Origin of the sequence: Bradyrhizobium sp. JR4.3 (assembly GCF_040547695.1) — a bacterium.
Taxonomy (GTDB): Bacteria; Pseudomonadota; Alphaproteobacteria; order Rhizobiales; family Xanthobacteraceae; genus Bradyrhizobium; species Bradyrhizobium canariense.
Genome location: NZ_JBEPQF010000019.1, coordinates 94334 through 106409, shown reverse-complemented (window position 1 = coordinate 106409; position 12076 = coordinate 94334). Strand labels below are relative to the sequence as shown.

Here is a 12076-nt window from a genome sequence, read left to right as displayed (position 1 = left end):
AAGCTGGCTCGCGCTATTGGCTGAGCCGATTGTGCCGCTTGTGTCGGCGGCCATACAAAAACATGCGGCGGCCGCGAAAGTTGCCGAGGCCGACTGTGACAGTCTCTTTAGCCGCTTATGAGCCCGACCCGCAAGGCGCAATACCGGCGCCGCCGGCGTTGAAACAGCGCAGGCGGGGCTGATAACCGGCGGCGGTCATGTCGTTCTACTCAGCGATTAAGGGGCCGATTGCGGCTGAACAGCAGATAGATCGCGCGAGGATTGGTGGTCAAATAACGCCAGAACAGGCGGCGGGGCTCGAGCAAGGTGCGCCAGGCCCATTCCAGGCCGATCTTCTGCATCCATCGCGGCGCGCGGGCGCGGCTTCCCGACAAGAAGTTGAACAGGCCGCCGGATGTCTTGATGACGCCGACATTGGTGAGATGCGGCGTGAATTCCTCGACGAAAGCCTGCTCGTTTGGCACGCCCAGCGCAACCCAGAGATAATCCGGTGCTAGCGCGTTGATCTCGTCGACCTTCGCGCGCAGTGCATCGCCACGGAGATAGCCGTGGCTGTAGCCGACGATCTTGAGGTTTGGATACATCTTCCGGACGTTCTCGACCGCAGCGGCGTTCTCGTCCTCGCTCGCGCCGAACATGTAGAAGGTGCGGCCGACCGCTTCGGCCTTGCGCGCGACGACGTGAAACAGATCCGTCGTGGCGACGCGCTCGGGCAGCGGAAACCAGGATTGCAGCCTCGACGCCGCCACCAGCGGCTGGCCATCGGCGTTGATGAGGTCGGCGCCGCGGAACAGGCGCTCGGTCTCCGGTTCGGTCGAGCACCGCGCCAGCACCTCGCCGTTGGCCGAGGTCAGGTGCAGCGGACGGCCGATGCGATGGCGCGGATCGGTCGCCTCGATCATGAAATCCGCGGTCGCTTCCAGGTCGAGTGCGGCCATGCGAAGGCCGCCGATGGTGATCCGCGGCACGTCGGCGGTTGCGGTCCGGCCATCGAGATTGATGCGGCGCTCAAGCATATTGTCTGCCTCGTTGGCGAGCTTGGGCCATAGGGGTGAGTTCGTCGAGCACGACGCCGACGAGCTTGCGCTCGGCGCGGCCGAGCGTGTTTAATATCTCTTCTAGGCCGTCGTTGATGTCGAGGCTGGTCGGCAGCACCGCCACCAGCGCGTCGGCATCATCGAGCAGCTTGCGGCTGCCGGTCGTGAGTGGCGCCGCGGGACCGTCGAGGATCACGAGGTCATAACCGCCGGCGGAGCGCGCCTGCTCGATGGCCTTGCGGATGGCGTCAGTGGCCTTGCCTGCGTCGCGTTCGGCGGCCGGCAATACCGAGATGCCGTTGAGTGTCTTGATTTCGCGCGCGGCCTTGCTGCCGATCGAAAGCCATCCAACCTTGCTCGGCTCACTCTTGCCGGGACGGTTGACCTTGTTCGAGAGCGAGTGGGCCTGGTGGTCGGCATCGATCATCAGTACCCGAGCGCCGTCGCGCGCGGCCGCGAGCGCGAAATTCAGCGCGGTCACGCTGCGCCCGGTGGTCTCACTGGCACCGACGAGCGCGATAACAGGCATTGTCTTTCCGCCGGCGCGCCGGGCCGCCGTAGCGCGCATGTCGCGCCAGGCGTTGAGCAGCGTCGTCAGGGGAAAGCCGGGGCGCAGCGTCGGCCAGCCCAGCCGGGTGAGGTCGATGCCGCCGCCGGTGGCGAGAATGGCACCGAGCGTGTGGATGACGTCGGCCTCCTGGAGGCGCGCGATCAGCGGCTTTTCGATCAGGGGCTTCTCGACCATCGAAGGTTGCAGCGGCGGAGCAGCGAGTTCCGGCAGCGCCTCCGCGACTTCCGGGGCTCGCGAGGCCGGGTGGGGCCGGGCGGTCTCCGCCGTTCGCGAAGGCTCTGAAGCTCGCGGAGCTTGCGGCAACGGAGTGCGATTGGGCCGGGCCGGCGCCGGTGCCGGCGCGAATGCGCCGGCGAACAGCAGTTCGGCCGCGACGAACCAGCTCGATGCAGCGATCGCGCCGAAGATGAAGCCGATCATGGCGAACAGGCTCATCGCCGGCGGGAACGAGCGCCGCTGCGGCACCGTCGCTTCGCCGATGATTCGGGCCGCCGAGGTGTTCAGCGTCTCCTGCTCCTCGGTCTCGCGCGAACGCTTGAGGAAGGATTGATAGACGTCACGGCTGGCATCGGCTTCGCGCTCGAGCTCGCGCAAGCGCACGGCGGCCTGGCTGAGCTGGACGCTCTGCCGCTTCTGTGCCTCCAGCGCCCGGCTGAGCGAGGCTTCAAAGTCGCGGGCACGCGTCAAATCGTTCTTGGCGGACTGCGCGAAGCGGTCGATCTCTTCGTTGATGGTGCGCTTGAGATCTTCGACCTGCTTCTCGGTCTGGCGCAGCGCCGGATGACGTGGGCCGAGCTCGCCGGCCTGCTCCGCATATTTCTTGCGCGCGTCGGCATATTGCGCGCGCAGGTTCGCGATGGTCGGCGATTGCAGCGCTTCGGAGTTCGCGCCCGCATCTGCCGTGGTGCGCCGGCTCGCCTCAATCTGATCGAGGCGCGCCTGCGCGTCCATGGTCGCGGCGCGGGCGGCGGAAAGCCGCTGGTTGCTGGCGGAAAGCTGCTGGTCGCTGATCAGCGCATCCTGGGTACCGACGAAATTGTTCTGGGCTTTGTAGGTCGCAAGCACGGTCTCGGCGTTGCGCAGCCGCTCGCGCAGCTCCTTCAAGCGGCCGGAGAGATCGTTGGTGGCGCGCCGCGCGGCTGACGCCTGCGAGTTGCGGGATTCCGCGAGGTAGGCACTGGTCAGCGTGTTGGCGAGCATCGCCGCTTTCGCCGGATCGGTCGACCAGACCTCGATGTCGACGATGAAGCTCTTCTCGGTCTTGCGGATCGTGATGTGCCGGTTCAGCGCCTCGAGGGCGGCGAGCTGCACTTCCCTCTTCTCCGTGGCGGAGGGCGCGCGGGGCTGAAGGCCGATCAGACCGAGCAGCGAGGACATCACGCCTTTGCCGTCGGCGCCGCCGCCGAATTCGGGATCCTTGTCCAGATCGGCCTGCTGGATCACCTGGAGCAGCACGCTGTTGGAGGTGATCAGGCGCGCCTGGCTCTCGACCACCATCGACATGCCGGAGACGTCCTGCGCGCGAGGCGTTAGCTCGCGATCGACGAGCTGAAGCTCGCGCGGGTCGACATAGAGTTGGGCGGTGGCGGTGTAGCGGGGCGTCAGGCTCTTGCCCACGGTGACGGCGGCCGTTGCACCGAGCAGCGCGGCAACGGCAATCGCGACCTTCCGCCGCCAGAGCAGATTGACCAGCTCCAGCACGTTGAAGCCAACCCGAGGCCGCTGCTGCGGGGCCTCCGGTCCGGCCCGATCTATCGGCTGGTTATAGTCAAGCATGATCCCCAGCTTTCATTCCAAGTGCCGCGAGCTGAGGGGGTACTCTTCGCTCTACGCCACGCACCTCGGATATAGGTGCCCACTCAACGCAACAGGGAAAATTAACCATACTCATTGAGGGACTATTCACCGAAATGGCAAACAAAGCGTTTAAGCGCATGCCACTCTTCGACGCGTCGCCGTGACGCATGCGATGGCGCGGTCCTTCAGAGATTAACGGTTCGTTACCGCGTGCATCGTGGCCGCGAGGCTTCGCTGGTCTTGCGATCGGCTGCGCGCGCACCATGGCCGTCAGCTTTTCCGCAGGATGACGTGATAATCGCCGCGGCGGACGTCGGTCCCGCGCGGGAGCATGGCGCTGAGCACGGCGGCGCCGGCGTCGACCAGGGCTGCGAACAGCGGCTTGCGCCGGCGCATCTCGGGATAGCGCGGGCTCTCGACCTCACGGCGGTAGATCATCTCGAGGCCATTGGCGGCGGCGAACGCTTCGAGCCTCGGTAGGGACACCAGGGGATGGAAGAAGGTCGGGAACGGCGGCTCGCCCGGCAAGCCGGCATCCTTGATGCCGCGAATGTGCCGGTAGAACCAGACGTGGAACCAGTGCGGCGAGTATTTGGTGACGACCCCGGACAACGAGCGCGGATTGGGCGCGCCGATCAGGATCATCCCGCCGCGCTTGAGCGCATCTCGGAAATTCAGGAGTGCGGCGTCGACGTTGGGAAGATGTTCGATCACGTTGTAGCAGATCACCAGATCGAAGGTCTCGCGCCCGAAGCGGTAGGTCTGGACGTCGCCGACGATCGCTTCGTCCGCGTAGCTGTTGTTGCGGACCTGGTCCTCGTCGATGTCGACGACGGTGACCTTGCTGCGGCTCAGCAATTCCGGTGGCAGGACGCTGCACGAGCCGCCTCCGGCTTCGTAGGTGGCGAGCTGGCCCTGCGGCAGTCCGCGGCGCAGTACGTCGTGGACGGCGAGCAGGCTGTCGCGGGCTTCACCGGGGACGAGATCGTGCAGCGCCTGAGTGTGTGCCATGGCCGCGGGAATTTGGACCGTCGTGGCTGTCGCGAAATCGATCGTGGCTGGCTTGTTCATATTTTCTGACCGCGCTTGTTCGACTTAAATTTACAGGAAAAATCTCGTGTGCCCGTAGAGCAAATCCGATACCGCGACGCTTCACCCGTCGCGGTACTTACGATCGGGTTAATGAGCATGTGCGTTAACTACGGTATCGTCCGCGCCAGCCGCCATCGGCACGGTGGACCGCGAATTGCAGCATCACTGCGCGCAAGGCTTCGCAGCAGAAACACCCGAAATCAGTTAAGTGCATGGATGGCGGAAAATCGGCGGCGTGGCGCCGTCGCGAGGCTCAAACCGGCCGTTCATTTTGGGACGTGCCTGTCCCGCGGCGATGTGCCGTCGCGGGACGGCGCTGATCCCCGGATCGAAGCAGGGCTTTTTCAATCTATCTCGGACATCTAGAACGTCATGACATTGATCCCGACAGACCTGTCCGCCACGCGTATCTCGGATGCCGTGCGCGATCCCGACCGGGAGATCGCGTCCAGCTCCCGGATTATCGACCTGTCGGTTGGGATCGTCGTCTGCATTCCCTGCTTCCGCCGCCCGCAGCATCTGCGGTCGACGCTGGACTCGCTCGTCAGTCAGCGCACCCCGCGCTCCTTCGCCGTCGTCATGGTCGAGAACGATACGGTCCGGCGTGAAAGCGCGCCGGTGGCCGCGGAATATCTCGCCGATGGCAGGCTCCAGGGTGTCTGCCTGGTTGAGAAACGGCAAGGCAACGTCCAGGCGATCAACGCCGCGTTCGAGACGGCGCTGGCGCTGTTTCCCGCCGCGACCCGGTTCCTGATGATCGACGACGACGAGATCGCCTCGCCCGATTGGCTCGAGCTGATGGTTCGCACCGCGGAGGCGACTGGCGCCGATCTGGTCGGCGGGCCGGTGCTGCCGGTCTTCGAGGATCGCAGCATGCCCTGGCTTTCGCGCCACCCCGTTTTCTGCCCCGCCTATGATTACAGCGGCGCTGTGCCCCTGATCTACGGCTGCGGCAATTGCCTGATCACGCGTGCGGCGTTCGAGAGGTTCGCCCGTCCGGCCTTCGACCCGCGCTTCAACTTCCTCGGGGGCGGCGACTGCGATTTCTTCGTGCGCTGCCGCAATGCCGGCATGACGTTCCACTGGACGGCGGAGGCAGTCATCACCGAGACGGTGCCGCAAAGCCGCACCAGTTTCGGCTGGATCGTGAAGCGAGGCCTGCGCATCGGCGCGATCAATTATCGTGTGCAGTCCAAGGCCGCGCAGGGCGCCGCGGCGCGAGTGTGGGTGTTTGCGCAGATGCTCGGGAGGTTGCCGTTGTCGCTGGTGCGCGCGGCCGCTCTGCTGAAATCGTCGAAAGCCTTCGTCGCGACGCATCCCGTGATGGTCGCGCTCGGCTCGGCGCTCGCCGCGTTCGGCATCGAGCCGAAACCCTATAAGGCCTCGAAGATCGCGTCCTGACGCCGAGGTCGCCGGCTAAATACCGAAGCAGGCGAGGGCGACCCTGACCGCGGAACGCGGCAGCGATTTGAGCGAGCGGCGCCCGACCATCCCGAGATAGGCGAAGGCCTGGCGATATCTGCCGAAGCGGACCGCTTGCATCGCCGAATACGTGACGAGATGAACCTCGGCGGCCCGGCGCAGCCCGGCTGCCATGCCCGCGGGCAGTCGCGCCATGATCAACCCGTCGTCGAATATTCGTGCGATCGCCGGAAAGAAATCCTGTGGCGTCCGCACCGCCGCGTTCATGGTGTTGGCCGTGTGCAGGCGGTAGTCGAGCAGAAGGTTTGGCGCAAATTCGAATTCGCCGATCGCGGCAAGGCGGCACCAGCAGTGCCAGTCTTCGCAATATCTGAGCGAGACGTCGAAGCCGCCGATAGCGCGGAAGGCCTCTGCACGTGCCAGCGCAATGCCGCCATTGACGATGAAGTTTCCGGCCGCGAGCCGCGCCAGCACGTCGCCGGACGGTTTGCGGCGTCCTTTCAGCAGATCCCGACGGCCGATCTGCCGTCCCTCGTTGTCGATCGTGTTGTAGTCGCCGTAGACAAGAACCGTACGCGGCGCAGCCCGCGCAGCCGCCAACAGCGCCGCGACCGCGCCGGGCCGCAGGCGATCGTCGGCATCGAGGAAGAGCAGCCATTGGCCGCTCGCATGCTGCGCGCCGAGATTGCGCGCTGCCGAAACGCCGGCGGCGCCGTTGGTCATCAGGCGCAGTCGCGGGTCACGAATGGCACGGACGATCGCGGTGGTGCTGTCGGTCGAGCCGTCGTCCACGACGATCACTTCGGTGACCTCGGTTTGCGCCAGTGCGCTGGCGAGGGTTTCGCCGATATAGGCCGCAACATTCTTGGCCGGAATGACGACGGACACCGACGTGGTTGAGCCGACCTGCAGCGGGACGCGCGCCGCCGGTACGACGCGCGATGTCGCCGGCAATTCGAGAATGTCTTCCGCGGTGATCAAGATACGGCTCGCCTTTAACGGTCTGTTAACCAGGGCGCTTCTGCGAGTTGGGAATGCGACCGATCGCAACCTTGGCCGTCGCGAATAATACTCGCATTGGGAAAAAAGCGTCGCCGCGAAGGCTGCTGGATCGCTGGTTTCGTCAATTAGCGTTAAGCCGCAGGCATTAAGCCTGTGGCAAATTTGGAAGAGTGCGGCAGCCGGTCCCATGCGAGAATGCGCATCAGGCTGCCGCGGATGGACCCAGTGCCCGCAAAGACATTCGACTACGATCCCGACGACATAGTCCTCAACCTGTTCTACGAGGACAAGGACGATCGCTGGTTTCCCGGCGATCGGCATCTGCGGCGCATGGCGCGTCGCATGCTGCTCGGCGAGCCGCGCATGAGCGGGCAGCTCCGCGTGTTCCTCAATCTCTGTGCGGGACTCGATCGGCTCGGTATCCGCTATCGCGTCAACGACTATGGCTACATCGCGCGGCATCCGGGCGAACTCGCCTGCATCATCGGCCGCACCTTCCTGCTCGACAAGTTCGCCTGGAAAAATCCGATCCTGCTCGGCGTTGCCGCCCACAATCATCCGCTCGACGATCCCGACCTGTTCAAGCGCCTGCCGGTCAAGAAGGTCGTGGTGCCCGGCCCGTGGTACGCCGACATGTATCGGCCGCATTGGCCCGACACGGAGGCTTGGCCGATCGGCATCGACACGGATCTCTGGGCACCGTCGCCGACCTCGCAAAAGAGTGTCGACGTCCTGATCTACGACAAGGTGCATTGGGACCGCGATCGCTACGCGGCGGAGCTGATCGAACCCGTCCGCGCCCGGCTCACGAGGGAAGGCCGCTCGTTCACCGAGCTGCGTTACGGCAGCTACAAGGAAGAGGACTATCGGGCCGCGCTCGCGCGATCGCGTGCGATGATCTTCCTCTGCCAGAACGAGAGCCAGGGCATCGCCTATCAGCAGGCATTGTCTTGCGGCGTCCCGGTGCTCGCCTGGGATCCCGGCGGCCCCTGGCGGGACCCCGATTATTATCCGCATCGCGTCCAGTTCGCCCCGGTCTCGTCGGTGCCGTACTGGGACGATCGTTGCGGCGCCAAGTTCGTCGACATCGCCGGGTTCGAGGCGGGCTGGGATGATTTCTGGGCCGGGTGCGCCGCCGATACGTTCGATCCGCGCGGCTTCGTGCTCGACAACCTCACGCTGGAACAGCGCGCGCTTCAATATTACGAAATCGCGCGGAGCATCGTGCGGCCGCAGGCGGTGCCGCAGAGCCCCGTTGGACTGGTTGACGAATGCTTAACAGGGATCGGCTAACTCTTGGAGCTTCCCCCGGCTTCACCACTACTCTCGAGCCATGGATCGCAGCGCCACTGATATGACCGACGTCGAGGCCCGATCGTTCGGCGGCGTCCTGCGCGATGGGCTTGCGGGGATCGACGCCGTGCGGGCGGCGCGCTGCCTCGTCGCAGTCGCAGCCCTGCTCCTGGTGCTGGTGACGCTCGATCCGTTTCCTGACCTGCGCAACGAGGATGTCACCATCGTCGTCGGCGGACGGATGGCGCTCACTTATGTCTCCTGGGGCTTGCTGGCGGCGGTCGCGGTACTGTTGGTCGCCGCAACGGATGCGCCCGCGCTGAAGACGCTGGTGACGCCGCTGCATCTCTGCCTGGTCGGATGGCTGTTGATCAACATCGTCTTCTCCGAGAATCGCGGAGTCTCGATGCAGCGCTTCGTGCTCGCAGCCAGCGTGATGTCGCTCGCGGTGCTTTTGCCGTTGCTGCCGCCGACGCAGCGCAGCTTCAACCTGTGTCTCGGCGGCGCCGCGCTCGTATTGCTTACCCTCTGCTATCTCGGCGTCTTCCTGGCGCCGCAATACTCGATGCACACCGCACTCGACGTCACCGAGCCGCAGTTGGCCGGCGACTGGCGCGGCAGCTTTGGTCACAAGAACATCGCTTCGCCGGTGATGACCATCCTGATCTATGTCGGCATTTATCTGTCCGCCGTCGGCTCCTTCGTGATGGGGCCGGCCATCGCCGCGCTGGCCGGAATCTTCCTGATCTTCACCGGCGGCAAGACGTCGTCGGTGCTGTGTCTTGCGATCTACGCGCTCGCCTCGTTGGTCTGCGTCACGCCGAGCCTGTGGCTGAGGCGGATGATCTGCTTCGTGCCGCTGATCGTGATGAACCTGCTGACAGTCGGCAGCGTCCTGAGCCCGGCGCTCGGGGCGATGACGCGGCTGCTTCCGCTCGATCCCACCTTCACCGGCCGTTCTGCCATCTGGGAGTTCGCGCTCGCAGCCGTCGCCGAGAAGCCGACTATTGGTCACGGCTACGCCGCGTTCTGGGACGACGTGACGGCACGGCAGACCGTCCAGGGCGCCGAATGGGCAACGAGCGCCGCGCACAGCCACAACAGCTATCTCGACCTCGCGGTCACCATCGGCCTTCCGGGGTTGTTGCTGGTGATCCTCGTCTTCGTGCTCGCGCCGCTCGGCAATTTCCAGACGGCCCGAACTCACAACCGCAGCGGTGCGTTGGCAAAGCTGTTCCTGACCGTGTGGCTGTTCGGCCTGTACTACGGGGCCACCGAGACCTTCCTGCTGGACCGGCAGAATCCGATCTGGTTCATGTTCGTCGTTGCCGTGGCCGGCCTGCACTTCCTGGCCAGGTTCCAATGCGTCGCGGAAACGGAACCGGACGACTTGTCGCAGCCGGTGCTGCCGCAGTGGCATCGGCTTAACGATAAGCAGAGGTCACTTGTGGCCGCGACAAAACACAATCTATCTGGAAACACCCAGTAATCGTATGTCCCGCGGATGACGATCCTCAGCGTCGAGCAACCAGATGGTCTTGTGTCCAGCACGTCGGGAATCGCGGTCGATTTCGTGCGTGACTGGAAGCAGGCCGCATCGCGCCTGAACGCTGGCCATCGCACTGCATTCCAGCATGGCTATTGGCTTAGCGCCTGGTACGAGGCGTTCCACGATCTCTCGCCGCTGATTGCATTGATCTCCGATGCCACGACCGGCAAGGACATCGCAATGGTGCCGATGATCAGCCATCTCAGGCGCGGTATCCGCATCGTCGAATTCGCCGATCTCGGCGTCTCCGACAACAACGCGCCGATTCTGGCGCTCGATGCCGCGCTGGACGCGGCGGCGGCGGATGCGATCGGCAATGCGTTGATCGACGCATTGCGCGCATTGCCGGACCGCTTCGATTTGCTGCGCCTGAAGAAGATGCCGGCCCAGATTGGCAGCAACCCGAACCCGCTGGTGTCGCTCGGCCGGATCGGATCCTGCTCGCTCAACGGCAACCTCGTGCTGACCGGCGACGACTATGAAGCCTACCAGGCCTCGATCAAGCGCATGCAGATGCCACGCTGCTGGCGCGTCTTCAGCCGTCACGCCGGCGCGCGATTCGAGATCGCCACCGATGTCGCGCGTGCGCGCGAGCTGCTGGACGTGATGGATGCCCAGCAGCAGGCGCGCATGCGAAAGCTCGGCTCGCGCTTTGTCCTCAACGACGAAACCCATGCGCAGTTCTATCGCGAGGTCGCCCGCCAGGGTGCTGCGGACGGTTACGCCGTCATTTCGGCGCTGGTCTGCGACGAGGCCGTCGTTGCCACCACGCTCGGCGTCAGGTCTGGTGCGACCTATTTCCTGCTGCGCATCAGCCACGCCGGCGATTCCTGGTCGAGCTGCTCGCCGGGGCTGCTCGTGACCGAGCGCACCATGGCGGCGCTGCATGCCGACGGCGTGCGCCGTTTCGACCTCAGCATCGGCAACCAGGACTACAAGCGCCGCTTCGGCGCCGAGCCGGTGCCGCTGACCGATGTCAGCGTCGCGCTGTCCTGGCGCGGCATGCCCTTCGCGTGGCGTGACCATGTCGCGCAGGGCCTGCGCCGTCACCCCAGGCTTGCCGCCTTTGCGGCGCAGGCGATGGGCAAGAGCGCGCGCTGACGCGCTGCCTTGGATTGCAGGGTCACGCGATTATCGCAATCGTTGTGTTATCGTCGCCTGTTTCCGGAGGCGACATGAAAGATCGTTCGGCAAAATATCGCGCATTCTATGCGCAGTTGATCTGCGCCGCGGCGAGGGCCGCGGACCCCCGTATCGAGGAAGCCTATCGCACCGTCAGGCGCGAGCCGTTCGCCGGACCCGGGCCGTGGTCGATCTCGGTTGGTGGACACCCCTATGTCGTGACGCCCGACGATGATCCCGCCTTCCTCTACCAGAACACGCTGCTCGCGCTCGACAGCGCGCGGGGTCTCAATATCGGGATGCCCGGCGCGCACGCCTATTGGCTCAGCGGTTGCGCGGTGAAGGAAGGCGAGACCGTGATCCAGATCGGCGCGGGGAGCGGCTACTACACCGCGATCCTCGCGCATCTCGTCGGCCCCGGCGGCCGCGTCCATGCCTACGAGATCGACGAACGTCTGGCAGGGCTCGCGCGCGAGAATCTGAAGGACATCGACCATGTGGATGTGTGGGATCGTTCGGGCATCGCGTCCGATCTGCCCAGAGCCGACGTGATCTATGTCTGCGCGGGTGCGGCGCAGCCGGCTGCCGAATGGCTCGATGCCTTGCTGCCCGGTGGGCGGCTGGTGTTTCCGCTCGCGCCTGAAGGCATGCTCGGCGGCATGCTGATGATCACGCGCCCGGACGAACGGGCAGCCTGGCCCGCCAAATTCCTCGGGCGTGCCCAATTCATCGGCTGCGCGGGATTGCAGGATGCGGATGCTGCCCGGCGACTGGCGGAGGCGTTCGCAAGGGGATGGGAGGGCGTGCAGTCGTTGCGGAGAGAGGGCGCTCCCGACGAGACGTGCTGGTTCGGCGGTGACGGCTGGTGGCTCTCGACGGCACCGGCGCCTGTCGCGACTGCGCCCATCAAGCCCAACGCGGACATCACGCAGGCCTAGCCGGTCACGCCTTCGTGCAGCCGGCACAATGAAAGCGCCCGCGCGAGGCGCGGAACAGGCTGCGGCAATACCATCGCCGCGCCAGCGCCTGAGCGGGCCTGCGGATCATCTGCGCGATCAACAAGAGTTCGAAACCCATTCGTATCGCTTTTGGTGAAATATCCCGACCACAGAGATGGGGCGGCATCCCCCGAAGAGAATGCCGCCCAGATCGCACCTGCCATGCAGTGGTTCAGGCGTAAAGCTTAACGGC

At 65.1% G+C, this 12076-nt stretch carries 9 protein-coding genes; 5 read left to right on the top strand and 4 right to left on the bottom strand.

Translation table 11 applies throughout. From position 1 onward, the window contains the following. Nucleotides 1-209 precede the first annotated feature (209 nt). From ABIB91_RS26780 to ABIB91_RS26770, 3 genes are all read right to left on the bottom strand, one after another. A complete protein-coding gene (locus ABIB91_RS26780; protein WP_007597006.1) occupies nucleotides 210-1016 on the bottom strand; it encodes a WecB/TagA/CpsF family glycosyltransferase in 807 nt (268 codons plus the stop codon). Then, on the bottom strand, nucleotides 1009-3384 hold the full coding sequence (locus ABIB91_RS26775; protein ID WP_354168679.1) for an exopolysaccharide transport family protein: 2376 nt from the start codon (nucleotides 3382-3384) through the stop codon (nucleotides 1009-1011). Before ABIB91_RS26775 ends, ABIB91_RS26780 begins: the two co-directional genes overlap by 8 nt. 291 nt (nucleotides 3385-3675) lie before the next feature. Then, nucleotides 3676-4476 carry a class I SAM-dependent methyltransferase gene (locus ABIB91_RS26770; RefSeq protein WP_354168677.1) on the bottom strand — a complete coding sequence of 267 codons (801 nt, stop codon included), beginning with the start codon at nucleotides 4474-4476 and terminating at the stop codon, nucleotides 3676-3678. 393 nt (nucleotides 4477-4869) lie between these two features. Between ABIB91_RS26770 and ABIB91_RS26765 the strand changes: the two genes are divergently transcribed. Continuing rightward, the gene (locus ABIB91_RS26765) at nucleotides 4870-5898 is read left to right on the top strand and encodes a glycosyltransferase family 2 protein (RefSeq protein WP_354168675.1); all 1029 of its coding nucleotides are present in this window, start codon (nucleotides 4870-4872) and stop codon (nucleotides 5896-5898) included. 15 nt (nucleotides 5899-5913) lie between these two features. On the opposite strand, the gene ABIB91_RS26760 is transcribed toward ABIB91_RS26765, so the two are convergent. Beyond that, nucleotides 5914-6900 (bottom strand): glycosyltransferase, encoded by a 987-nt coding sequence (locus ABIB91_RS26760; protein WP_354168673.1) that lies wholly within the window; start codon nucleotides 6898-6900, stop codon nucleotides 5914-5916. A gap of 246 nt (nucleotides 6901-7146) precedes the next feature. Between ABIB91_RS26760 and ABIB91_RS26755 the strand changes: the two genes are divergently transcribed. From ABIB91_RS26755 to ABIB91_RS26740, 4 genes are all read left to right on the top strand, one after another. Next, the gene (locus ABIB91_RS26755; RefSeq protein ID WP_354168671.1) at nucleotides 7147-8214 is read left to right on the top strand and encodes a glycosyltransferase; all 1068 of its coding nucleotides are present in this window, start codon (nucleotides 7147-7149) and stop codon (nucleotides 8212-8214) included. 40 nt (nucleotides 8215-8254) lie between these two features. After that, the gene (locus ABIB91_RS26750; protein WP_354168669.1) at nucleotides 8255-9703 is read left to right on the top strand and encodes an O-antigen ligase family protein; all 1449 of its coding nucleotides are present in this window, start codon (nucleotides 8255-8257) and stop codon (nucleotides 9701-9703) included. A 15-nt stretch (nucleotides 9704-9718) separates the two neighbouring features. Continuing rightward, nucleotides 9719-10864 carry a GNAT family N-acetyltransferase gene (locus ABIB91_RS26745; protein ID WP_354168667.1) on the top strand — a complete coding sequence of 382 codons (1146 nt, stop codon included), beginning with the start codon at nucleotides 9719-9721 and terminating at the stop codon, nucleotides 10862-10864. A 74-nt stretch (nucleotides 10865-10938) separates the two neighbouring features. Next, entirely contained in the window at nucleotides 10939-11823 is an 885-nt protein-coding gene (locus ABIB91_RS26740; protein ID WP_354168665.1) for a protein-L-isoaspartate O-methyltransferase family protein, read from the top strand. The last annotated feature ends 253 nt before the right edge of the window (nucleotides 11824-12076 follow it).

What these genes read in the sequence shown, in the direction of transcription:
- ABIB91_RS26770 (WP_354168677.1), bottom strand. Translation starts at nt 4,476, where the DNA reads ATGAACAAGCCAGCCACGATCGATTTCGCGACAGCCACGACGGTCCAA.
- ABIB91_RS26745 (WP_354168667.1), top strand. Translation starts at nt 9,719, where the DNA reads ATGACGATCCTCAGCGTCGAGCAACCAGATGGTCTTGTGTCCAGCACG.
- ABIB91_RS26750 (WP_354168669.1), top strand. Translation starts at nt 8,255, where the DNA reads ATGGATCGCAGCGCCACTGATATGACCGACGTCGAGGCCCGATCGTTC.
- ABIB91_RS26765 (WP_354168675.1), top strand. Translation starts at nt 4,870, where the DNA reads ATGACATTGATCCCGACAGACCTGTCCGCCACGCGTATCTCGGATGCC.
- ABIB91_RS26775 (WP_354168679.1), bottom strand. Translation starts at nt 3,384, where the DNA reads ATGCTTGACTATAACCAGCCGATAGATCGGGCCGGACCGGAGGCCCCG.
- ABIB91_RS26780 (WP_007597006.1), bottom strand. Translation starts at nt 1,016, where the DNA reads ATGCTTGAGCGCCGCATCAATCTCGATGGCCGGACCGCAACCGCCGAC.
- ABIB91_RS26740 (WP_354168665.1), top strand. Translation starts at nt 10,939, where the DNA reads ATGAAAGATCGTTCGGCAAAATATCGCGCATTCTATGCGCAGTTGATC.